General features: G+C 44.2%; 25 protein-coding genes. 6 read left to right on the forward strand and 19 right to left on the reverse strand.

Annotated features, from left to right (window positions below; translation table 11 throughout):
• Positions 1-1,785, reverse strand: coding sequence for a DNA primase (dnaG, locus tag D8877_RS00065; RefSeq protein ID WP_312023219.1), 1,785 nt, complete (start codon positions 1,783-1,785; stop codon positions 1-3).
• A gap of 154 nt (positions 1,786-1,939) precedes the next feature.
• Between dnaG and mscL the strand changes: the two genes are divergently transcribed.
• Positions 1,940-2,323: a large conductance mechanosensitive channel protein MscL gene (mscL, locus tag D8877_RS00070; protein ID WP_125352075.1), complete on the forward strand. Its 384-nt coding sequence runs from the start codon at positions 1,940-1,942 to the stop codon at positions 2,321-2,323.
• Positions 2,324-2,436: 113 nt separating this feature from the next.
• Here mscL and rpsU read toward each other — a convergent pair whose 3' ends face one another.
• The 6 genes from rpsU to D8877_RS00100 all read right to left on the reverse strand — a co-directional run bounded on the left by rpsU (position 2,437) and on the right by D8877_RS00100 (position 6,886).
• On the reverse strand, positions 2,437-2,613 hold the full coding sequence (rpsU, locus tag D8877_RS00075) for a 30S ribosomal protein S21 (protein WP_000048054.1): 177 nt from the start codon (positions 2,611-2,613) through the stop codon (positions 2,437-2,439).
• A gap of 147 nt (positions 2,614-2,760) precedes the next feature.
• Positions 2,761-3,444, reverse strand: a complete 684-nt coding sequence (locus tag D8877_RS00080; protein ID WP_002895949.1) for a DUF4956 domain-containing protein — start codon at positions 3,442-3,444, stop codon at positions 2,761-2,763.
• An 11-nt stretch (positions 3,445-3,455) separates the two neighbouring features.
• On the reverse strand, positions 3,456-4,187 hold the full coding sequence (locus D8877_RS00085; protein WP_002897873.1) for a polyphosphate polymerase domain-containing protein: 732 nt from the start codon (positions 4,185-4,187) through the stop codon (positions 3,456-3,458).
• Between the two features lie 377 nt (positions 4,188-4,564).
• Positions 4,565-6,022 carry a M56 family metallopeptidase gene (locus D8877_RS00090; protein WP_125352077.1) on the reverse strand — a complete coding sequence of 486 codons (1,458 nt, stop codon included), beginning with the start codon at positions 6,020-6,022 and terminating at the stop codon, positions 4,565-4,567.
• Positions 6,023-6,037: 15 nt separating this feature from the next.
• The gene (locus tag D8877_RS00095) at positions 6,038-6,415 is read right to left on the reverse strand and encodes a BlaI/MecI/CopY family transcriptional regulator (RefSeq protein WP_002895954.1); all 378 of its coding nucleotides are present in this window, start codon (positions 6,413-6,415) and stop codon (positions 6,038-6,040) included.
• A 114-nt stretch (positions 6,416-6,529) separates the two neighbouring features.
• A complete protein-coding gene (locus tag D8877_RS00100; protein WP_002897877.1) occupies positions 6,530-6,886 on the reverse strand; it encodes a DUF1304 domain-containing protein in 357 nt (118 codons plus the stop codon).
• 189 nt (positions 6,887-7,075) lie between these two features.
• Here D8877_RS00100 and D8877_RS00105 point away from each other — a divergent pair, with 189 nt between their 5' ends.
• Both D8877_RS00105 and D8877_RS00110 read left to right on the forward strand, forming a co-directional pair.
• Complete coding sequence (locus D8877_RS00105; RefSeq protein WP_125352080.1) at positions 7,076-8,392, forward strand: FAD-containing oxidoreductase; 1,317 nt, start codon at positions 7,076-7,078, stop codon at positions 8,390-8,392.
• A 111-nt stretch (positions 8,393-8,503) separates the two neighbouring features.
• The gene (locus D8877_RS00110) at positions 8,504-9,472 is read left to right on the forward strand and encodes an NAD(P)/FAD-dependent oxidoreductase (RefSeq protein ID WP_125352082.1); all 969 of its coding nucleotides are present in this window, start codon (positions 8,504-8,506) and stop codon (positions 9,470-9,472) included.
• Between the two features lie 31 nt (positions 9,473-9,503).
• On the opposite strand, the gene whiA is transcribed toward D8877_RS00110, so the two are convergent.
• From whiA to cdaA, 11 genes are all read right to left on the reverse strand, one after another.
• Entirely contained in the window at positions 9,504-10,415 is a 912-nt protein-coding gene (gene whiA, locus D8877_RS00115; RefSeq protein ID WP_125352084.1) for a DNA-binding protein WhiA, read from the reverse strand.
• Entirely contained in the window at positions 10,412-11,389 is a 978-nt protein-coding gene (locus tag D8877_RS00120) for a YvcK family protein (protein ID WP_002900703.1), read from the reverse strand. The genes whiA and D8877_RS00120 overlap by 4 nt, the downstream gene beginning before the upstream one ends.
• Positions 11,386-12,276, reverse strand: a complete 891-nt coding sequence (gene rapZ, locus D8877_RS00125) for an RNase adapter RapZ (protein WP_002906915.1) — start codon at positions 12,274-12,276, stop codon at positions 11,386-11,388. Before rapZ ends, D8877_RS00120 begins: the two co-directional genes overlap by 4 nt.
• A gap of 55 nt (positions 12,277-12,331) precedes the next feature.
• Positions 12,332-12,712: a RidA family protein gene (locus D8877_RS00130; RefSeq protein WP_002895964.1), complete on the reverse strand. Its 381-nt coding sequence runs from the start codon at positions 12,710-12,712 to the stop codon at positions 12,332-12,334.
• A 211-nt stretch (positions 12,713-12,923) separates the two neighbouring features.
• Positions 12,924-13,085, reverse strand: a complete 162-nt coding sequence (locus D8877_RS00135) for a hypothetical protein (protein WP_125352087.1) — start codon at positions 13,083-13,085, stop codon at positions 12,924-12,926.
• A gap of 11 nt (positions 13,086-13,096) precedes the next feature.
• Positions 13,097-14,407 (reverse strand): GTPase ObgE, encoded by a 1,311-nt coding sequence (gene obgE / locus D8877_RS00140; RefSeq protein ID WP_048774407.1) that lies wholly within the window; start codon positions 14,405-14,407, stop codon positions 13,097-13,099.
• Positions 14,408-14,457: 50 nt separating this feature from the next.
• Positions 14,458-14,586, reverse strand: coding sequence for a DUF4044 domain-containing protein (locus D8877_RS00145; protein WP_002895969.1), 129 nt, complete (start codon positions 14,584-14,586; stop codon positions 14,458-14,460).
• 117 nt (positions 14,587-14,703) lie between these two features.
• Positions 14,704-16,464 (reverse strand): Ig-like domain-containing protein, encoded by a 1,761-nt coding sequence (locus D8877_RS00150; protein WP_185760128.1) that lies wholly within the window; start codon positions 16,462-16,464, stop codon positions 14,704-14,706.
• 65 nt (positions 16,465-16,529) lie between these two features.
• On the reverse strand, positions 16,530-17,882 hold the full coding sequence (gene glmM / locus D8877_RS00155; RefSeq protein ID WP_002902729.1) for a phosphoglucosamine mutase: 1,353 nt from the start codon (positions 17,880-17,882) through the stop codon (positions 16,530-16,532).
• Between the two features lie 94 nt (positions 17,883-17,976).
• Positions 17,977-18,741 carry a CdaR family protein gene (locus D8877_RS00160; RefSeq protein ID WP_185760129.1) on the reverse strand — a complete coding sequence of 255 codons (765 nt, stop codon included), beginning with the start codon at positions 18,739-18,741 and terminating at the stop codon, positions 17,977-17,979.
• The gene (cdaA, locus tag D8877_RS00165; protein WP_042762935.1) at positions 18,729-19,577 is read right to left on the reverse strand and encodes a diadenylate cyclase CdaA; all 849 of its coding nucleotides are present in this window, start codon (positions 19,575-19,577) and stop codon (positions 18,729-18,731) included. The genes D8877_RS00160 and cdaA overlap by 13 nt, the downstream gene beginning before the upstream one ends.
• A gap of 232 nt (positions 19,578-19,809) precedes the next feature.
• Between cdaA and murT the strand changes: the two genes are divergently transcribed.
• Genes murT through D8877_RS00180 form a run of 3 tightly spaced genes read left to right on the forward strand, consistent with a single transcriptional unit; the run spans position 19,810 to position 22,214 of the window.
• Positions 19,810-21,153: a lipid II isoglutaminyl synthase subunit MurT gene (gene murT, locus D8877_RS00170; RefSeq protein ID WP_002921748.1), complete on the forward strand. Its 1,344-nt coding sequence runs from the start codon at positions 19,810-19,812 to the stop codon at positions 21,151-21,153.
• Positions 21,153-21,938, forward strand: a complete 786-nt coding sequence (gene gatD, locus D8877_RS00175) for a lipid II isoglutaminyl synthase subunit GatD (RefSeq protein ID WP_125352091.1) — start codon at positions 21,153-21,155, stop codon at positions 21,936-21,938. Before murT ends, gatD begins: the two co-directional genes overlap by 1 nt.
• A gap of 18 nt (positions 21,939-21,956) precedes the next feature.
• Complete coding sequence (locus D8877_RS00180) at positions 21,957-22,214, forward strand: LapA family protein (protein WP_002897889.1); 258 nt, start codon at positions 21,957-21,959, stop codon at positions 22,212-22,214.
• 18 nt (positions 22,215-22,232) lie between these two features.
• Here D8877_RS00180 and D8877_RS00185 read toward each other — a convergent pair whose 3' ends face one another.
• Positions 22,233-23,414 (reverse strand): MFS transporter, encoded by a 1,182-nt coding sequence (locus tag D8877_RS00185; RefSeq protein WP_048774418.1) that lies wholly within the window; start codon positions 23,412-23,414, stop codon positions 22,233-22,235.
• Positions 23,415-23,430 lie beyond the last annotated feature (16 nt).

Genomic DNA, 23,430 nt, shown 5'->3' on the forward strand with positions numbered 1-23,430 from the left:
CTACTCCATTCTTCTTTTTTGCTCAATCAAGCGCTCCAGCTCGGACAGGGCTGTATCCGTATCTCCGCTGTGAGAAGCTTCTCGAATCTTCTTACTAATAAACTGATTATGCTTGCGCAAAATCTCCCGCTCTCTGGTTTCTTCCACTTCTTTCAACTCATCTTCCAAAACCTCATCCGGCAAGTCTTCTTCCAAGACTCGGTACCAAGCCTGCTGGACATGATCTGGCAGCTGGGACAAATCCTGCGGTGTCACTTCGCCATTTGCCAGTAAAATCTCATACAAGATCTGCAATTCTTCCGAGTCAAAGGCAAAGTCTTCTCTCAGCCGGTATTGGTTCAAAATCAAAGGATGATGTATCATGCGGTGGAAGATATGATTTTCCGCCCTCATGAGCCGACTCAGCCGGTTTGAAGGCGAAAACTGCATGACGACTGGTTGAGACTGCTGAGTGGGCACCTCCTGACTGCGACTAGAGCGCTCAGCCAGCCGACTGTTATTTACCGTCTGCTCCACCTGCTGATAGTCAAAGTCCGGCAGCAACTCAGCCAGCATGTAAATATAGGAGTTCTGAGCTGTGATGGACTTGGTCTTCGCAATAATCGGTGCCATCTTCTCTACAAACTCAATCTGAGCCTGCAGATTTTCAATATTATCTGGTTTCAGATGATGCAGCAGAAACTCCACATTACTTATTCGCGTTTTGCTCAGCAAATGCTGCAAGTCTTCCTCAGAATTTTTAGCGAGAAATTCATCGGGGTCCAAATTATCAGGAATCCGAACAATTTCCACCGTCATATCTCTCAGCTCATCCAAAGCCTTAGCAGTCGCTGCTTGCCCTGCCCGATCTCCATCGTAAGACAGGATAATCTTCTTACAATACTTACTCAGATGCTGGACATGCTCAGGTGTCAGAGCTGTTCCCATAGAAGCTACAGCATTTTCAATCCCGGCCCGATAAGCCGCAATCACATCCATGAAGCCTTCCATTAGATAAACCTCATGGCTCTTCTTGATAACCGGCTTGGCCTTATCCAGATGATAGAGCTCGTAGCTTTTATTGAAAATAGCGGTGCTACGACTGTTTTTGTACTTGGCCTGATGACCGTCTGAAGTCGCTTCTTGCCAAATCCGCCCGGAAAAGGCCACAACCTGCCCGCTGTCATTGGTCAGGGGAAACATAATCCGGTTCTGAAAAGCATCATAGACCAGATTATTCTCCGCCAGATTGAAGAGGCCCGAGTTCATGATGGTATTCTCATCAAACTTTCCAGCCATACTCTTATGAAGATAATTGCCTTCATTTGGAGCCAGGCCGATTTGAAAATGCTTAAGAACATCATCTGTCAGACCCCGCTGGTAGAGATAAGCCCGCGCTTCCTCTCCCATCTTGGTCGTCATCAGAACCGCATGATAAAATTTCGCTGCCTCGGTATGGATATCGTAGAGAGCCTGGTGCGGATGGCTTTGTCTCAGTCGGTCATTGCCCGCTGTCTCTACAGCCAAGGGAATCCCTGCCCGATCTGCTACAATCTGCACAGCATCCATAAAGGAAACGCCTCGATAATCCTCAATGAATTTGAAGACATCGCCCGACTTGCCGCAGCCAAAACAGTGATAAAACTGCTTGTCCTCTACAACGTTAAAAGAGGGCGTCTTTTCACCGTGAAAGGGACAGAGTCCCAGGAAATTCCGCCCAGCCTTGGTCAAGGCCACCGTTTCTCCTATGACATCAACGATATTGACGCTGTTTTTAATTTCAGAAATGATTTCTTTATCAATCAAGAGACAATACCTCCAATTTATCATAGAATATCATTCTATATTTTATACTAAAATGAAGCAAATGTAAAATATTTGACAAACAAATATCTTGTAGATGTCATATAAATAAGCTATAATATAATCTCATTAATAAATTCTTGAAAGGAAAGAAAGAATGTTAAAGGATCTTAAAGAATTCTTGCTGCGCGGGAACGTGATTGATTTGGCAGTCGGTGTGATCATCGCCAACGCTTTTGGAGCAATCGTCACTTCATTNATTACTGACGTAATCACTCCTCTCTTCCTCAAACCAATTTTGGATGCTGCACACTTGAATCAAATTGCTGATCTGAAATGGAACGGGATTGCCTATGGTAACTTCTTGAGCGCTGTAATTAACTTCTTGGTAATCGGTACTGTTCTCTTCTTCATCGTTAAGTCTGCTGAAAAAGCACAAAGCCTTGCTAAGAAGAAGGAAGAAGCTGAAGAAGCGCCAGCTGGACCAACTGAATTGGAAGTCCTGCAAGAAATCAAAGCTTTGTTGGCTGAGAAAAAATAAAGAGAATTCACTGATGAAAATCAGTGTTTTTTTCTTGCCTATTGCTCACAATCATCCCCTTCTCTCCAAAGAGTGAAAACAAAAAACAGACCGGAGTCTGCTTTTTTGTTCAATTAGAATTTTTTACGTTTACGAGCTGCTTCTGATTTGCGTTTGCGTTTTACAGAAGGTTTTTCATAGAATTCACGTTTGCGTGTTTCTTGAAGAGTACCAGCTTTAGTAACCGCACGTTTGAAACGACGAAGTGCATCATCAAGTGATTCATTCTTGCGTACTACTGTTTTTGACATTTTTTTCACTCCCTTCAAGTCCAAAATCTATATAATCATACCACATATAGAAAAGAGTGTCAAGTATTTTCTGTAAGTATGATGTATCCCCTTTTTATGATACAAACAAGAAGACCAACTGCTCTGATGCAGCTGGTCTTCTTTTGCTTAGAGGGTTTTACGCTTCTTAGCGGCTTTGGAAAGGGAAATATCCTGTACCTTATCATAGAACAGGAACTGCTGAATGAGCTCTCTGTCGCTCATGTCAGGATTCAAGTCAACAACATAGTCCAGCTTGATAGACTTCTTTTCAGCCGACTTGAGAGATGTCAGTTCGGCTGATTTACAAGTCGTTTCAAAGATAGCATCAAAGAGTACTTCGTAGTCAAAATCAGCTGGAACCTGAACCTGGACATAACGTCTGGTCGGACTGACTGAAGTAAAGCTCATCTTTTCAAAGAGCATCCAGATGCCTGAAATAGCTAGAGTAAAGACAATTCCCAATGCTACAAAGCCCATCCCCGTTGTAATCCCGATAGCTGTCGCCATAAAGATGGCTAGAAGCTCCTTGGAGCCACCTGCGGCCGACCGGAAGCGAATCAAGCTGAAAGTCCCTGCTACGGCGACACTGGTACCCAGATTTCCATTAACCAAGAAGATGATAATGGAAATAATGGCTGGCAAAAGGGAGAGGGTGACGACAAATTCCTTGGTATAAATGGTTTGGCGCTTATAGACCTTGGCCAATATAATTCCTAAAACCACACTAGTTGCTAGTGAAAAAATCAATGCTAAAGGATTTATCTTGACTTCCGTAGAAGAGTAGATACTGTTAAATAACTGATTGAGCATAGACTACCTCCTTAGGCCTTGACTGTTTGAGTCAGCCTTTCTTTAGTTTTCAGGTAGGCATTGCCGTATTTTGAGAAGGATTGATCTTCAAGACCGTATTTGTTCAGAATATCGGCCAGCCACTGAGGATATTGACCAGGAACCTTGATTTCCATAATCACCTTGTCGTCTTCCAGCAAGGGCAGTCCATAGCGGCCTAAAGCCAAGTCTACATCATAATCTCGGTAGCGGATGTTGGAATCAACTGTCACACGTACCTTTTTATCTTCCAATCCTCTCATAGAGTAGCGGTCATAGCTAATCACCATTTTTGGCTTCAAATCTATATAGCGCTCCTGCAACTGCTCCACTTCTGCCTTGACCCGATCATCAAAAATAGTATGGTCTGCCACACCGTTCACAATATAGTTGGTCACAGAGAGAGGATTCGAAACCAAACGGTATTTGAAACCTACTTCATCGCGTTTCTTCTTGATTTCCAAGAAAACTTGACTATCATCATTCGGCTGCTCAGCATAAGTCCGCATCCGCATCTTTTCACGACCGCCTTTTCTGGCAATGGAATCTTGAATCATCTGGAACTCATCATTATCAAAATACACATTAGAAATGGTGGATGTCGCATAATCATCTGCGGTGAGGTAAGGTCTCATATCAGCTTCAAGACGAGCTAGCATTGCTCGGTCAAGAATATACTTCGTTTCGATTCGTTGGAAGTTTGTTTGGATTTGCTTTTGTTTCATTTGAATTCTCCTTTGATTCTACAAATGTAGTTTGTGCTTTTAAAAGAAATAGAGCTTCCGCTCTGCATCCTACAAGCGTCTGGATAAGCTTTGCTTTCTTCTCCTTTCCAAGCAGTATTTTTCAAAAACATTCTACAAATGTAGTTTATAAACATATTCTACAATTGTCGTTTGTGAATGTCAAGAAAAAAGATAAATAATCTTTCAGTTTTTTTAGCATTAGGAAACGAAGTACAAACTGTAAGCAAAATCGACCTAAAATAAAGATAAACTGATGACAAACTGCTCTTGGAGGATTGTCAAATCCCCCTTTGAGAAGATAATAAAATTCTACCAGTCTAAGCTTTTAAGAAACTTAAACTGGCAGAATCCTCTATTTAATCGTCATCATGGTCATCATCATCGTCCGGATCATCAGTGTCTGTCGTATGAGAGGAACTGTTCTGAGACGGAGTTTGAACTGTCGCTGTATTAGCCCCTGTAGAGCCCGCTGCTCCCGTATTTCCTGTACCTGCAGTAGAGCTGTTATCAGCTGGAGTTGATGCAGCAGACGAGGATGGATTGACTTCTTTTTCAACCGTTACCGTCTTTTCGACAATGGTATGCTGCTTGGATTGGATCAGTTTTCCATCCTTAGCATTGACAATGGTTTCATGAGCTGTTTGCCCGTGCGAGAAGCGAATTTTATAGCTGTCTTTCTCACGCGAAATTTGTAAATCTTTAATATCTTTTTCAGAAAGAGACAGCTCTTTTAAGACGGACGCTAGAGCCTGATGCTGACTGAGCCCTTGAGACTGTTTTTGTCCCGTCACAGGCTTGCTTTGTTGGGCAGCTGGGCTTTCTAAGGCAAAGACCGAGCTAGTCAAGAGCAAAAGGAGAGGGACTGCTACTACAAAGGCAGCAGACAGAAACCTCTTAGGCAGGCGGTTATCCATGATCCCGACAATCCGCCGCTTGAGATTAAACTTGTCAGAGTAAAAGCAGGTCGTCAGAGCAATTGGGGTCTTCTTACTGCGGTCTATCATGGTCAAAATCGTTTCACCGTAGAAAGTCCGATACTCTGTATCTCTACTGCTCAGAACATCGTAGTCACAGTACATTTCTCCTGCTTCCTGGGTTTCCCGGCAGGCAAAGCGGACAACCGGATTAAACCAATGCAGACTCTTGGCAAAAATCCCCAAGAGATTGATTAAAACATCGCGGTGCTTATAGTGGGTCAGCTCATGCTTAAAAATCAGTTGCAGCTCTTCTTCTGTGTAGTCCAACTCTGGCAGCACGATTAAAATATCTCTGAAACCTAGCAGCATGGGGCTTTGGGACATAGGATAGTGGAGCAGACGAATCCGGCCCTTAACTCCCATCTCCTGCTGAACAGCCCGCAGCTGAGCCATCGCTTCTTCGTCCTGAAATTCCGTGCCCCAGCGCTTCAGCATCTTTCTGAAGCGAATATAAGAATAAGCATATCTTCCAATACTAAAGACAAAGCCAATCAGCCAGATGGCAAAGAGAATTTCAAACCAAGGTAGACCTAGAAAAGCCTCCCACAGATTTGGCTGAGCAGCTTTTTCAACTGCTGGAGAAGCACCCTGAGCTCCACCTGTCTGGGTAGCAGTCACTGCTGTCTGAACTACCGATCCTGTATTCAGCCTAATCAGGCCTGAGCCAAACTGAGGACGGAACGGAAACAGAAAACTTAGCAATATCAGAAACCAAATAAAATACTTCACTCTGACCGAAATCTTGGTCTTAAAGGCCGTAAAAAGCAGACTAAGCAAAAGCACCAAAATGGATGTCGACAAACTGGTCAGAAGAAAAGAAAGAAGGAACTGTTTCATGCTTATCCCTCCATCCTACTTTCCTTGGTTGAGCAAACTACGCAGCTCATCCAGTTCATTTTCCGAAAAGGAGTTAGAAGAAAAGAGTGTTTTGACAAAACCGCCCATTGAACGGCCGCTGTGACGCTTCAAGAAATCCGAAGCCTCAACTTCCAGATACTCATCTTCTGAGATCAAGGCTGTATACTGCCTTTCACGCCCCTTGCGGACACTTTCTAAAAAGCCCTTTTCAGTCAAGCGAGCCAATACTGTCAGCAAAGTCTGGGGCTTCCAGTGATTATCTGGTCCCAGCTTTTCCATGATACGGGCAGAGGTCGTCGGGGTAGGCAGCTGCCAAATTACCTTTAAAATAGTAAATTCCCCGTCTGGTAAACGTTTAATAGATCTTTTCATCGTTCCCACGCGCTTTCTAAATTAATGCTATTTCTAATTTTATTCTACACTTGTCTAATAAAAAAGTCAATCATTATATAAAAAAGAGTGGGAAATCAATTTTCCCCACTCTATTTAGAAAAATAAACTAAGCAGGGTCAGCATAGCCAGCCCTCCCTGCTTGAACAGGATTTTGGGGTCACTGGTCACCGCACCGTAAGCTGCCACCAAGATGATATAAACCATAAAAATTCCCAGCCAAACCGGACTAGACTGCACAAAGGCCGCAATCAGCACTAAAACAGCTATCAATCCGTTATAGACTCCTTGGTTTTTGAAAAGAGTATTGACCGACTGCTGCCCCAACTCCTCTTGTGACATACCGAAAACCCGAGCTGTCGCCGCAGAAGTCGTCGCAATGGTCTCCAAGTACAGGATGTAGAAAAATTCCAAGGCAACCAAGCTTGCCAAAATCAGTGTAATAATAGACATTTTGCCCTCCTAAAATAAATAACGAAACTTAGTATAACACAGACTGACTGGAACTGCGAAAATCATGCTCAAAAATGGACATTATGTATAAAATCAAACACTAAAAATACTGAAGAAAAAAAGCGTAGCAGAAATCAGCAATTTCTGACTAGATGTGATACAATCTTTTTTGAAAAATGGAGGTAAATTATGTTAACCTATGATTTAATTGTCATCGGCTTTGGGAAGGCCGGTAAAACATTGGCAGCCAAAATGGCGGCCCAAGGAAAAAAAGTTGCTTTGATTGAGCGAAGCAAGGCTATGTACGGGGGAACCTGTATTAATATCGCCTGCATCCCAACCAAGACCTTGCTTGTCGCAGCTGAAAAAGGCCTGGCTTTCGATCAAGTCATGGCTGAGAAGAACGCTGTAACCAGCCGTCTCAATGGAAAGAACTACGCAGCAATCAGTAGCGCTGGTGTCGACATTATCGATGCGGAAGCTCATTTCCTTTCAAATAAAGTCATCGAAATCACAGCTGGTGATGAAAAAGAGGAACTGACTGCTGAGACTATTGTCATCAATACTGGTGCTGTTTCCAATGTCCTGCCAATTCCTGGACTGACTGAAACCGAGCATGTCTATGACTCAACTGGCATCCAAAATCTGAAAGAACTTCCTAAACGCTTGGGAGTTCTAGGTGGCGGTAACATTGGCCTAGAATTTGCTGGACTTTACAATAAAATGGGCAGTCAGGTAACTGTACTGGATGCTGCTCCTGTCTTTCTCCCTCGAGTAGAGCCTTCTATCGCTGCTCTAGCTAAGCAGTACATGGAAGAAGACGGAATCCAGCTCCTGCAAAATGTACAAACCAAGCAGATTAAAAATGATGGTGCTGAAGTTGTAGTTGTGACAGAGGATGGAGAGTTTCGTTTTGACGCCCTGCTCTATGCTACTGGCCGCAAGCCGAATGTTGAGCCACTGCAGTTGGAAAATACAGATATCGAGCTGACAGAGCGAGGAGCGATCAAGGTCGATAAGCACTTGGAAACATCTGTACCTGGTGTATTTGCAGTGGGCGATGTCAATGGCGGTCTGCAGTTTACTTATATCTCACTGGATGACTTCCGTATCCTTTATAGCTATCTGGCTGGCGACGGCAGCTACACACTGGAAGACCGTAAAAACGTCCCTACCAGCATGTTCATCACACCGCCTTTGGCTCAAATCGGATTGACTGAAAAGGAAGCCCAAGAGCAAGGATTGCCGATTGCAATTAAGGAGATTCCAGTTGCAGCTATGCCTCGCGGACATGTCAATGCTGACTTACGCGGTGCCTTCAAGGCTGTTGTCAATACAGAGACCAAGGAAATTGTTGGGGCAACAATCTTCTCAGCAGGGGCTCAGGAAATTATCAATATCCTGACTGTAGCCATGGATAATAAGATTCCTTACACCTACTTGAGCAAGCAAATCTTCACCCACCCAACACTGGCTGAAAACCTCAATGATTTATTTGCTATCTAATTTTAAGCCCCAGCAGGGGCTTTTAAGATGTCTTCAAAACATTTGCTTACATTTCAACCCCTTTTTGTGGTACAATAATGCTAGTTTATTTTAAAAAGATTGAGGAAGATTATGTCTGAACTGTATGATATTACGATTGTCGGCGGCGGTCCAGTTGGCCTATTCGCAGCTTTTTACGCTCATTTGCGCCAAGCCAAGGTTAAAATCATTGATTCCCTGCCTCAGCTGGGCGGTCAGCCGGCCATTCTCTATCCAGAGAAGAAGATTCTGGATGTACCAGGCTTTACCAATCTAAGTGGCGAAGAATTGACTCAGCGTCTGATTGAGCAGCTGGAAACTTTCCAGACTGAGATTTGCCTCAATGAAACGGTTCTGGATATCGTTAAATCTGATGATGGCTTCACCATAACGACTTCTCAAGCTCAGCATCAGACCAAAACCATTATCATCGCCATGGGAGGTGGTGCTTTCAAACCGAGAGCTTTGGAACTAGACGATGCTGAAAGCTACAATAACCTCCACTATCATGTTTCAAATATCAGCCAGTACGCTGGCAAAAAGGTTGTTGTTCTGGGCGGCGGCGACTCGGCTGTTGACTGGGCGTTAGCTTTTGAAAAAATCGCAGAAACTAGTCTGGTTCATCGTCGGGATAACTTCCGGGCTTTAGAGCATAGCGTGGAAGAACTCAAGGCTTCTAGCGTTGAGATTAAGACACCATTTGTACCTAGTCGATTGGTCGGCGAAAATGGCAAGATAACCCACTTGGAAATCAGCCAAGTCAAGGGAGAGGAAAGCCAGAACCTGCCTCTAGATCATCTCTTTGTCAACTACGGTTTTAAATCCTCTGTCGGCAATCTCAAAGATTGGGGCTTGGAGCTCAACCGTCACAAGATTTTGGTCAACAGCAAGCAAGAAACTTCCATGCTAGGTATCTATGCAGCTGGAGACTGCTGCAGCTACGAGGGGAAAATTGACCTGATTGCGACTGGGCTAGGTGAGGCGCCTACTGCTGTCAACAATGCCATTAACCATATCTATCCTGAGCAAAAAGTCCAACCCAAACATTCTACAAGCCTATAAAAAAAGCTGCCGAGCTTGAGCTCGGCAGCTTTTATAATTCATCTGCGATTTTATTGATTTTTCTCAAGCGATGATTAACACCGCTCTTAGTTAGAGGTCGGCTAAGACTATCAGCTAGCTGCTGGATGGAGTAGTCTGGATGCTGAATACGAAGCTGGGCTACCTCCTGCAGGTCTACAGGTAAACTCTCAATGCCAATATTATCGCTGATTTTGGCAATATTATTGATGGTTTTCATACTGGCTGTGACCGTACGGGCGATGTTCGCTGTCTCCGCATTATTAGCGCGATTGAGGTCATTACGCGCTTCCCGCATGAGCTTAAGAGACTCAAACTCAGCCATGGCTTCCATAGCCCCGATGACAATGAGAAAATCCATGATGTCTTCAGCACGCTGCAGATAAGTGACAGCCCCCTTCTTACGCTCGATGGTCTTGGCATCCAGTAGGAAACGACACATCAAGGCAGCTAAATCCTCAGCATGATCCAGATAAACGGACAGGATTTCCAGCTGGTACTTGCCTGAGTCAGGCTCCCGCATGCTGCCATTTGAGAGAAAGGCTCCCCGTAGGTAGGCTCGGCTGGCCTCATCATCTGACAAAATGGCCTGGTCAATCCCGGCCTCGATACCAAAAAAGGAGTCAGCCAAGTGCAGGTCAGAAAGGATTTCTTCCACTTTCTGATCCAGAAATACTGTATAAACTCGATTCTTGCGCAAGTTGGTCTTCTGATGGTGACGGATTTCTGACTTGACCTGATAAAGGTCCAACAGCAACTCATAGAGATGGCGGGCAATCTTGGCATTTTCTGTTATGATAGACAGGGTCAAACCACTACTGACCAAGCCCAGACTGCCAGACATCTTGATCATGGCTGACAGCTCATTTTTATCTCTGCTCGCCAGACTCAGCAGTTCTTCTTTTACTTTTACTGTAAAGCTCATTTACGTACCTGTATAATCTGCATCAATTCATCAACGACCAGCTCACCATCATGGAAAGCTCCGCCATTTTCTAAACGCAGAAAATTCGAAGAAATAACGCGTGGAACCTGCTCTTGTAAGCCTTGAAAATCATGCTCCACCTGTACCAGATATTCGTCAAACTGGTTGCTGTCCATATACTCATGAGGGACAGGTTCGATATTAACCAAGACTGTATCTACAAACTTCCTGCCTAGATGGCGGTGTAGGACTTGGACGTGGTCGCTGTCTGAAAAATGCTCTGTTTCGCCTCGCTGGGTCATGATATTGCAAACATAGGCCACTTCTGCTTTAGTATCCAAAAGAGCCTGGCCGATTTCCTCGATAACGAGATTAGGCAAGATAGAGGTAAATAGTGAACCAGGCCCCAGAACCACCATATCGCTCTCCAATATGCTCTCGACTACCTTTTTACTGGCCGCAGGCTTCTTGTCATCATAAGTATTGGTCACATAGACCCGCTCAATCATTCCACTCTTGCTGGTCAGATTGCTTTCACCGACAACTTCTGTCCCATCTGTAAACACAGCATGCAGAGTTAGGGGAGTGTCGCTAGAAGGGTAGATTTTTCCTGTCGTATGGAAGAACTTGGTCAAAAGCTGCATGGCATTATAGGTTGAGCCCTGCATTTCGGAAATACCGGCAATAATCAGATTGCCCAAGGGATGCCCCGCTAGAACACCGTCTCCTTCAGCAAAGCGATACTGGAAGACCTTCTCATAGAATTTTGGCATGTCAGACATAGCTACCAGGACATTTCGCAAGTCACCTGGCGGAGTCAGCTGCTGGATGTTTTTCCGCAGCTCACCAGAACTGCCTCCATCATCTGCTACTGTGACAATAGCTGTAATTTCTACGTCTTTTTTACGCAGGCTGTCTAAAATAACTGAAATTCCTGTTCCGCCGCCGATGACTGTAATTCGTGGCTTTCTCATGAGCGATTCACCGTTTCTTTCCGACGGTTTTTGTCGCGGTGACTAGCATTGACCGGCCAATTTTTAGCCAAATCATCTGCTAAGCGCTGAGCAAAGGCTACACTGCGGTGCTGACCGCCCGTACAGCCTACAGCAATGGTCAGGATAGACTTGCCTTCCTTCTGATAGCCCGGCAAAATGGGCTCAATCAAGCCCAGCAGATGCTGGTAAAATTCTTCTGACTCGGCATGGTTCATGACATAATCAAAGACATCCTTGTCCAAGCCAGTTTGATTGCGCAGTTCAGGTTTATAGTAGGGATTGGGCAGAAAGCGCACATCAAAGACCAAGTCTGCATCCAAAGGCAGACCGTATTTGAAACCAAAACTCATGACCTCAATGCGGAAACTATGCATGTCAGCCTGATTTGAAAATTGCTCAGAGATGGTCTTTCTGAGCTCTCGTGGTGTCAAATCTGTTGTGTCCACAACATTTTGGCTGAGATTCTTCAGAGGGGCTAAGAGTTCACGCTCCAGTTTAATCCCATCTAAAATCCGTCCATCAGCTGCCAGCGGATGGCTGCGACGCGTTTCCTTGTAACGAGCCACTAACTCCTTATCCGCCGCATCTAGGAAAAGAATCTTGAAATCAATGTTCTCATTCTGCTCTAATTCATCCAAAACGTTCTGGATTTGCAAAAAGAAGGAACGGCTCCGCATATCGACAACCAGAGCCAATTTATCATTGTCAGTAGTCCCTTCGACTAGCTGCAAGAACTTCGGCACCAGAGTTGGCGGCATGTTATCAATGGTAAAATAACCTAAGTCTTCAAAGGACTGGATAGCTACGGTTTTCCCCGCCCCGCTCATTCCAGTCACAATGACAAGCTGAATTTTCTTCTCAGACATTATAATCCTTTCATCAGATAGAATCTGTCAAAGAGCTGTTTTCCCCTGCTCTTTTTTAGAGAATCTCGGCAATAACCTCGATCTCAATCTTCACATCTTTAGGCAGGCGAGCCACTTCGACTGCTGAACGAGCTGGAAATGCTTCTGTAAAGGCTGTTTTGTAAACTTCATTAAAGGCCACAAAATCATTGATATCACTCAAGAAGCAAGTAGCCTTGACCACATGGTCAAAGTCAGTTCCAGCAGCTTCCAAAATGGCTGAAACATTTTTCAGTACCTGCTGGGTCTGCTCTTCAATAGTCGTCCCAATGATTTCTCCAGTTTCAGGAGACAGAGGAATCTGCCCGCTCGCAAACAAAAGATTGCCCACAATTTTTCCTTGAACATAAGGTCCAATCGCTGCTGGTGCTTTGTCTGTATGAATCGTTTTTGCCATAATTATCACTTCTCCTACTTATTTTTTTCATTATACCATAAAATAGCAAGCAATGGCCACGACAGATTGATAAGCCTTGCCTTTTTCCATTTTTTCATTGATGGGACCTTAGAAGCTAAAAGGAAATCTTCTTACCTATCAGAACCCACTTTTTAAGATTTAAAAACGCTGAGAAATCTTTCCCAGCGTTTATGATTCTCAAAATAAAATCTTATTGCTCTTCAGCTTTCGCTAATGCTTCTCTTTCTAAACGCAACTTGCGTTTGGGATTGAGTTTATTAAAGAGCTCTTCTAGCTTTTCCGCATTCCAGACGTCAGCTGCAGAGACAAAATTTCCATTTTCATCGCGAAAGGATATTGGTTTATCACCCATTGCTTGCCTCCTTAGTCAACGAATTCAAACTCAAACTTGCCGATGCGGACCAGGTCACCATCCTTGGCTCCACGAGCGCGAAGGGCTTCATCAACTCCCATACCACGAAGCTGACGGGCAAATTTCATGACTGCTTCATCGCGGTCAAAGTTGGTCATATTAAAGAGCTTCTCAAGCTTGTCACCTGACAGCACCCAAGTCGCATCATCATCACGAGAGATTTCAAAAGCTGGTGCTTCTTCGTCAAAGCCATAGTAAGCTTCTTCTTCCATTTCAGACTCATCGTAAAGCAAGAACTCTGGCGTCTTATCCAGTAATTCTGCGGTCGCATCCAAGAGGGTCGCAAGTCCCTGCTTGGTCAAGCTAGAAATCGGGAAGATTTGCGGTAGTTCCGCAAATTCGTCATAATTAGCCGCTAATTTCTCTTTGAATACCTTGAGATTTTCAGCACTATCTGGCATATCCATCTTGTTAGCGACAATAATCTGCGGGCGCTCCATGAGACGAAGATTATAGGATTCCAACTCTTTATTGATCGCCAAATAATCCTCATAAGGGTCACGTCCCTCACTTGCTGACATATCGATGACATGCAGGATAACCCGTGTCCGCTCAATATGACGGAGAAACTGGGTTCCCAGTCCAACCCCTTGGCTGGCCCCCTCAATCAAACCTGGTAGATCTGCTACTGCAAAGGACTCTCCAGAGTGAGTGCGAACCATGCCTAGATTAGGCACGATGGTCGTAAAATGATAAGCACCAATCTTAGGCTTAGCTGCTGTGATAACACTGAGCAAAGTGGATTTCCCGACAGAAGGGAAGCCAACCAAACCAACGTCTGCTAGGACCTTGAGCTCCAGCAGAAGCTCTCGCTCTTGACCTGGTTCTCCGTTCTCAGAAATCTCCGGAGCAGGATTTTTAGGCGTTGCAAAGCGGATATTTCCGCGACCGCCTCGGCCACCACGCGCTACGATGAATTCTTGGCCATTTTCTACCAGGTCCGTCAGCACCTTGCCAGTCTCTGCATCACGAACTGTCGTCCCCTGCGGCACTCGAACAATCAAGTCCTCAGCCCCTCGGCCATGCATTCCCTTGGTCATACCCTTTTCACCAGACTGAGCCTTGAAGTGGCGATTGTAGCGAAAATCCATCAGAGTACGAAGACCCTCGTCTACGACAAAAACAACATTGCCGCCACGACCACCATCACCGCCCCAAGGACCGCCGTTAGGAACATATTTTTCACGGCGAAAGGCCACCATGCCATCGCCACCATTGCCAGCCTTAACTTGAATCTTGGCTGTATCTAAAAACATACTCATTTTTTCTATTCTCTTTTTCTAGTCTAAAAAAACGCCCTGAAGCGTTTGGATTAAAAGATTGCGCTGAGAGCAGAAGCAAAGATAGCTCCAACTGTCACGATGAGCATGATAATCACGACCAGCATCGTCAATTTTTCAAATCCTGTTTTTTTGCGTTGTCCATTGTCACCAAAAGCCACGATAATACCCCTATCCTATAAAAATTTCTAGGTCTATTCTAACACGATTGCTCCGTTTTTTCAAATGGAAAAGCATGCAAAAAGGCTTTAAGAGAAAACTCTTAAAACCTTTGAATCTTATCTAGTCTTCTTTTGAAGAAAGACATAGCTTCCAAAGCCAACTAAGATTGCCAAACCTGCAACTGACAGCCAAAGCGTCGTTTCTTGACCAGTCTTAGGCAGAACTTTTTTGTTGCCTCCTGCAGCACCTGGATCATTGGTACCATTGTTTGAATTGTTATTTCCATTACCTGGATTGTCTGTTCCGCCCTTTGGATTGTCGGAACTGTTACCAGGGGTATTGTTACCATTGTCTGGGGTATTATTTGGGTTGTTGTTTGGATTATTATTTGGGTTATTGTTAGGGTTGTTATTTGGATTGTTTGGATTGTTGTTATTTCCAGGGTTAGGTGGCTGAACTGCCTTGCCTGGATCATTACCTCTATAGGTATTTGTAAAGACTGGATCCAAATCATATTTAACAGAGCCCAAAAACTCACCATTCACATCTTTAACAGTAACTGTCAGCTGAGCTTCCTTGTCATCATAGATGTAGTTAGCATCATTGCCCGGAATTTCCTTAATGCTGTAGCGGTAGTCACCAGCTGCATTATAGTTCAAGGCTTTGAAATTGATAGAACCATCAGCTTCATTGGTAGCTGTTTGAAGTAAAACACCGTTTTCGTCAAAGAGACCAAAGGTAAATTGACCCTTCTCTAACACTTTATTGACAAGTTTTTTCTGTGCCTGAATCTTCACATCTTTTGCTAGCACAGCGCTTCCTTTACCAGAGCCCTCTTCCAAGCGGACTGACTTAGTAATAGTGCGTTCTGGGAAGCCTTTTGCTGTCCAAGATAACTTGTTATTAACCACATCTCCCACTTTTGTACCTTCTGGTACGCGAGTAGAGTACTCGATGTACATTGGCCAGTTATAGTTATCACCAAAGTTGATGGTAAAACCGTTAGCATCGCCATTAGCGTTTTGGGTTAGGACTGCTTTGTTAGTAAAGTTATCAATTACAGGCAGAGTCAGGATATGAGCTTCATTGCGGATACCACCTTCTACAGGAGCATAGCGGACAGCACGCAGCGTACCAGGAACCAGTGTCAGACCATCACCAAAGGTGTCTGAAATTACCATGTTACGAAGCATGTCCTGTCTTGCATTCAGGATAATACGCCATTTAACAATACTCGGATCAGTGCTGTCCTGGTAGCCATATTTCATTTCATACTCACCAGCAGTTCCTTCTTCTTTCTGGTATTGGAAAGAAAAGTTTGTCTGGCCAAATTTGAAGGAAACAGGACCTGTTTCTTTGACTTTTTCGTTATTGATGCGAACGTTAAAGCCCAAAGATAGCTCTTTCTTTTGGGTATAGTTTGTAAAGTAGTTACTGAAAGTCACTGTAACTGACTGAGTCGCCGGGTCAGTTTGAGCTGTACCGACTAACTCTCCCGTATGATTAACAACATCATAGACATCGAAGTTTAAGGCAGTAATCAGACTTAACTCTTCCGGAAGTTTAAAAGTCAGGGTATCTCCTTCAGCGATAGTTTGAGATGACGGGAATGTGAAACTAGTTGTTACAGACAGAGTTTCATTGGTCATAACTGTTGAGTCACTTGTTAATGGCACACCATCTTTGGTAATGCTTGTTTGCTGGGTATAATCTGTTACCTCAGCAGCCTGTGTCCTAGCAGCCAAACCAAGACCTGTAACAATGGCCGTTAACAAGATTAAAATTTTAAGAATAAGTGTTTTCTTATTTTTCATCTTATACTCCTTTCGTAGCTTATTATACCAAGAGTATTGCAATTTATCAACATTTTTATTCAAAGTGTTTAAAAAATCATACGAATATAAAAAAACCAAGACATTATGTCTCAGTTTCTTTACATTTATTAGTCTATCCCAATTTCATCTCGAACAACATTGGCAATGGTATCTACATAGTAATTAACTTCTTCGTCAGTTGGTGCTTCTGCCATGACCCTCAGCAGAGGCTCAGTTCCGCTCGGACGAACCAAAATCCGGCCATTACCAGCCATTTCGGCTTCCATTCTCTCAATCACCGTCTTGATAGCAGGGACTTCCATCGCCTTATCCTTCATGCTGTTTTCCACACGGATATTGACCAGTTTCTGCGGATAGATGGTTACTTCAGCAGCCAATTCGGATAGTTTCTTACCTGTTTCCTGCATGACCTTGGTCAATTGCACAGCTGAAAGCTGACCGTCACCTGTTGTATTGTAGTCCATGATGATAACATGTCCAGACTGCTCGCCACCTAGATTATAACCATTCTTGCGCATTTCCTCTACTACATAGCGGTCACCAACTGCTGTCACAGCCTTTTGAATGCCCTCCCGGTCTAAAGCCTTATGGAAGCCTAGGTTGGACATGACAGTCGTAACAATGGTATTCTGCGCCAGCTCACCTTTTTCAGACAGGTACTTACCGATGATGTACATAATCTTGTCACCATCTACCAGTTCGCCATTTTCATCCACAGCAATGAGGCGGTCACTATCGCCATCAAAGGCCAGACCAATCGCTGCACCAGACTCACGGACAACTTCCTGCAGAGCTTCTGGATGCGTAGAGCCAACATTCAGATTGATATTAAGGCCGTCTGGATTTTCTCCGATAATCGTCAGCTGTGCTCCAAGGTCTGCAAAAATCTGACGGGCGCTGGTTGAAGCCGCACCGTTAGCCGTATCTAAGGCCACATGCATTCCTTCTAGTTCTAAGCCAGTTGAAACTAAGTATTGTTGGTACTTGCGCAGCCCTTCTGGATAGTCCACCAAGTCACCTAAACCTTCGGCGCTTGGACGTGGCAAGGTGTCTTCCGCTGCGTCCAGCAAAGCCTCGATTTCCAACTCACGCTCATCATCCAGCTTGTAACCATCACCACCAAAGAATTTGATACCATTATCCAAAGCTGGATTGTGGCTGGCAGAAATCATGACTCCGGCGCTGGCTTTCTCTGACTTGACCAGATAAGCCACACCAGGCGTTGCAATGACACCCAATTTATAGACATGAATCCCAACGGACAAAAGTCCTGCAACCAAGGCGCTTTCCAGCATTTCTCCTGAAATTCGAGTATCCCGGCCAACAAAGACCCGAGGAACTTCACTTTCGTGCTGGCTCAGAACATAACCACCAAAGCGGCCGAGTTTAAAGGCCAATTCCGGCGTTAATTCCACATTTGCTTCTCCGCGAACACCATCGGTTCCAAAGTATTTACCCATTATAAATAGTTTCCTTTCATAAGACCTGGATGTAAAGATTTAGGCTGCAAGCAAGGCAGACCGCTTTAATCCAAGTTTATTTTCAAAATTTTATTTAGTTTTTATTTGATGAACTCGTATTTGAGCTGCTGTTAGAGGAGGACGAGCCAGAGCTGTCTGCTGTTTTAGTGTTGACACGCATAGTCGTTTCAAATGGTGTCACCACGCTTGGCATAACATTTCCCTGCCCATCAACAGCCTGCAGCGGTACTGTCCCGCTGTAGTTGCCAGTGATAATGACATTGGTCGGGAGAATGGCTACGACAGACTCAATCTTAGACAGGGTCTCCTCGTCACTAGTTACAGTAGCTTCCTTATTTTCCAAGGTCACACCGCTGATAGACACATTTTCAGCCACCTGGCTGTCTGTGATGAGGTAGCGGACCTCAACTTTCTTGCTGGCCTTTTTACCAATCTTAACAGAAATCTTCTGCGGAGTCACTGTAGCAGTCAGACCGCTCGGCAGGTTTTCCACTTTTAGCGGAATCTCTACTGTGCCTTCTGTAGCCTTGGAAAGATCAGCTACAACTCGAAACTTCCGAGTACTTTCCTGCATTTCACTGGCTAGATTGACACGGTTGGAGCCTGTCAGGGCGACAGAAACTTCAGAAGTGAAGCCGCTGATAAAGTAATTCTCGCTGTCATATTTGATGTCAATCGGCACATTGGAAACCGTATTGGTATAAGTTTCAGATGTGACCTGTCGAACTCCTGTATTGTTTTGATAACTGCTAGAGGTTGCATAGACAAAAAGTACTAGGGCAAAGAAAAACGAAGAGATGATATAAAGAATTTTTTTACGTTTTTTCATTTCTTCCATCCTCCCATGAAGCGTTTTTTCAAATCCGCTGGCTTGTCCTGCTCTGATAAGAAGACCTTTCTCAGCTCTATCTCAAACTCATCCAAAGTCAAATCATGCTTGAAAATCCCATTGTGCGTAGTGGAAATCCCGCCGGTTTCTTCTGAAACGACAAAAGTAAAAGCATCGGATACTTCAGACAGGCCAATAGCTGCGCGGTGCCGGGTTCCAAACTCTTTAGAGATGCCGCTGCTTTCTGTCAGAGGCAGGTAGGCACAGGAAGCCGCAATCTTATTGTTTTTTATGATGACAGCTCCATCGTGCAATGGCGTATTTGGGATAAAAATGTTGATTAGCAGCTCTCCGGATACATCTGCATCCAAGGGGATTCCTGTTGCAATGTACTCCTGCAAGGTGCGGGTTCCCTGAATGGCCACCAAAGCCCCGATTTTCCGCGGACTCATATAGGCAACAGACTTGACAAAGGCTTGAACCATTTTTTCTTCGTTACTGATGGGCGTTGTAGAAAAAATATCTGTTGCTCGACCCAGCTTTTCCAATCCTGCCCGAATCTCAGGCGAGAAAATCACCACAGCCGCAATAACCCCGTAAGTGATGACCTGATTAATCAACCAAGAAATGGTGGTCAAGCCGATGATATTGGCAAAAAACTGTGCCAAGATAAAGAAGAGCACCCCGCGGACCAGAATCATAATCTTGGTACCGGCAATGGCCTTGATTAGATAATATAAAATCCATGCGACGATAGCGACGTCAATAATATTAATTACAATCCTCCAAGGGTCCGAAAACAAACTGGCCCAATATTGGAGATTGGTTAGTTGTTGAAAATTCATACTTAGACTTCCTACTCCTCTACAAGCAAAGTCAAACAGCTGTAGCAACAAATCGAACTTATTAAATCTAGTCACAGCCTGATTTTATCTTGTAATTAGAGTTTACTCAATTAACTTCTCTCTTTTTATTTTACAGTGGGTCTTAATGCTTAAAGACTTACCAACCCATTATATCACGTTTGTCAATATTTTTCTGTAACCTTCTTTACTTTTTTATGATAAAATATTTCTTATGAAGATAAATACAGCCTTGGGCCTCTTGGCAGGCAAGTCCTCCCACTTTGTTCTCAGCAAAATGGGACGCGGCTCGACTCTGCCGGGGAAAGTTGCCCTGACATTTGATAAGAATATTTTACAAAATCTAGCAAAGAACTATGAGGTCGTGGTTATTACCGGAACCAATGGGAAAACTCTGACTACAGCTCTGACAGTAGGCATTCTCAAGGAAGCCTTCGGAGAAGTGGTGACCAATCCCAGCGGTGCCAACATGATTACGGGGATTACGACAACCTTCCTGACTGCTAAAAAAGGCAAATCTGGTAAGAAAATCGCTGTGCTGGAAATCGATGAAGCCAGCCTATCTCGGATTTGTGATTATATCAAGCCTAGCCTCTTCGTCTTTACCAATATTTTCCGCGACCAGATGGACCGCTATGGTGAGATTTACACGACCTACCAGATGATTCTGGATGCTGCAGCTAAAGTGCCAGAAGCAACTGTACTGATGAATGGGGACAGTCCTCTCTTTAACTCGGTCAGCCTGAAGAATCCTGTCCGCTACTATGGATTTGATACCGAGAAAGGACAGGCTCAGCTTGCTCATTACAATACAGAAGGCATCCTCTGTCCCAAGTGCGAGCATATCCTCAAGTATGAGCTCAACACTTATGCCAATCTGGGAGCTTATACCTGTGAGGACTGTGGCTTCAAGCGTCCTAAGCTTGACTACAGCCTGACCGCTCTCAAAACGCTTGAGCATAACCGCTCGGCCTTTACCATTGATGGTCAAGACTATCAAATCAATATCGGAGGCCTTTATAATATCTACAATGCCTTGGCCGCTGTATCAGTAGCTCAATTCTTTGGTGTCGAGCCGGCTACTATCAAGGCTGGCTTTGACAAGAGCCGAGCTGTCTTTGGCCGTCAGGAAACCTTCAAAATTGGCGATAAGGAATGTACCTTGGTCTTGATTAAAAATCCAGTCGGTGCGACCCAAGCTTTAGATATGATTGGACTTGCGCCCTTTGACTTTAGTTTGTCCGTCCTCCTTAATGCCAACTATGCGGACGGCATTGATACCAGCTGGATTTGGGATGCTGACTTTGAGAAAATTCTAGACATGGAGATTCCTCATGTCATTGCAGGCGGTGTCCGCCACTCTGAGATTGCTCGTCGACTGCGGGTTACGGGCTATCCAGCAGATCAGATTACCGAAGTCAAGGATTTGGAAGCAGTGTTTAAGACCATTGAACAGCAAGAAACCAAGCATGCCTATATCTTAGCAACTTATACTGCCATGCTGGAATTCCGCGAGTTGCTGGCAGAACGACAAGTGGTCAGAAAGGAGATGAACTAATGGTATACAGATCCCTCACTTCTCCTGAAAACCAGGACTATTGCTATGATATAAAGATTGCTCATCTCTATGGCAATCTCATGAATACCTACGGTGACAACGGCAATGTCCTCATGCTCAAGTATGTGGCTGAAAAGCTAGGCGCTAGAGTTGAAGTCGATATCGTCTCTCTAGAAGATGACTTTGACAAGGACAGCTACGACATCGTCTTCTTTGGCGGAGGTCAAGACTATGAGCAAACGATCGTGGCTCGTGACTTGCCAGCTAAAAAAGAAGCTTTGGAAAGCTTTATTAATGAAAACGGCGTAGTGCTAGCTATCTGCGGTGGCTTCCAACTTTTAGGCCAATACTATATCGAGGCTTCTGGCCGTCGAATTGAAGGTCTGGGCATCATGGGTCACTATACCCTCAACCAGACCAAAAACCGCTATATCGGTGACATCAAGATTCATAACGAAGAATTCGATGAAACCTACTATGGCTTTGAAAATCACCAAGGACGGACTTTCCTCGCTGACAATGAAAAACCTCTGGGCAAAGTCGTCTATGGAAATGGCAACAACCAAGAGGATGGTTGCGAAGGCGTTCATTATAAAAATGTCTTTGGCTCCTACTTCCACGGTCCTATCTTGTCCCGCAATGCGAACTTGGCCTACCGTCTGGTGACCACTGCTCTGAAAAACAAGTATGGCTCAGATATTAAACTGGCCGTTTATGAAGATATCCTAGTCCAAGAAATCCCAGAAGAATACGGAGATATCAAGAGCAAGGCTGAGTTTGAATAGATAAAAAGGAGAATCACTATGAAAGAAAAATTGCATTATATCCTACTTTTAATTACCATTCTATTGGTTGCTGGTATTTCCTTGGCCAATATGCAGAGTGTCAATGTTAGCTTTATCTTGTTTAGCTTCAAACTTCCCTTAATCATATTGATTTTGGTTTCAGTGCTCCTAGGATCCGTCACGACCTTTCTCATCAGCATGGTGAAAAACTTCTCGCTGAAAAAAGAGCTTAAGAAAACTAAAGAAGCACTTAAAAATTCCCATACAGAAAACTAGGTTGGAAATCACTCCAGCCTAGTTTTTTTGTATTTTCTTTTGATAAAGGTAGGAAATCAAAGCCAATCCCATCACTCCAAAACCAATTAGGAGAAAGGAAAAGGTATGGACACTCTGCAGAACAGTCATCAGAAAAGTCGCAGGAGGCATGAAAAGAATTGCCAGCGTGTAGATTGTTGAGAAAACGCGGCCTAGATACTGCTTGTCCACCTTGGTCTGAACCTGGCTGAAGAAATGAATATTGAAAACAGTCATAAAGAGCTCGCAGATAAGATTACCAGAATAGGAGAAATATGGATGAACCGGTAGCAAGGCAGAGATGCCCATGACTGCGACTCCAACACCAGTCAATAGCAGAGCTAGGAGTAGATTTCCCATAGTGGCCTTAACCTTGCTGGCTAGAATGGCTCCGATGATTGAGCCTATAGCACCCAAACTCAGAATGCTTGCATAAGAGCCGGTCTTACCGTAGAGCTGATTGGTGAAAGGCAATAGATAATTAAAGGCCGCAAAGAAAAAGTTGACTGCAGAAGCTACCAAAAGCAGAAAGAAGATTTCTTTTTGCTGACGGATATAAACTAAACCTTCCTTGATATCTCTCAGGATATTTCCAAAATTGATGGGAGACTTCTGCTTGCTTGGCTCATGATTAGGCAGAAAGTAAACCAAGGCAAAAGCCAGAAAGAAGCTAAGAGCATCCAGCTGAAGAGTCACGCGCAGATTTGCATACTGCATCACGATAAAAGACAAAACTGGAGCTGAGACACTGATAACCTGCAAGGCCAATTCCAGATGAGAATTGTAGGTTACAATGTCTTCCTTGTCCACAATTTCGGTAATATAAGACTTATTAGCTGGCCGAGAAAAAGCAAAGGCTATAGCCTGAACCACATTAGCAAAAATCAGCGCTCCAATCATGAGCTGGTCATTTGAAATAAAAGAAATCAATAGACAAAGACCGGCACAAATCAAATCTGCTACCATCAGCACCTTACGTCTGGAAAAGCGGTCCGTAATGGCCCCACCCAAAGGATTAAATAAGATAGAAGTGACTAGCTCCGATATCTGGTAAATGCCCAAGACCGTCTGTCCCAGAGCTCCCAAAGAAGCAAGCCAGATGCTATTTCCATAGTCATAAAGCATATTCCCAATTTTATTAATAGCAGCCCGTGTAATCAGCTGTGCTGCCTGTCGATTCATAAAAATACCTCCTTCC

The sequence above is a fragment of the Streptococcus sanguinis genome, from assembly GCF_003943735.1.
Lineage (GTDB): Bacteria > Bacillota > Bacilli > Lactobacillales > Streptococcaceae > Streptococcus > Streptococcus sanguinis_E.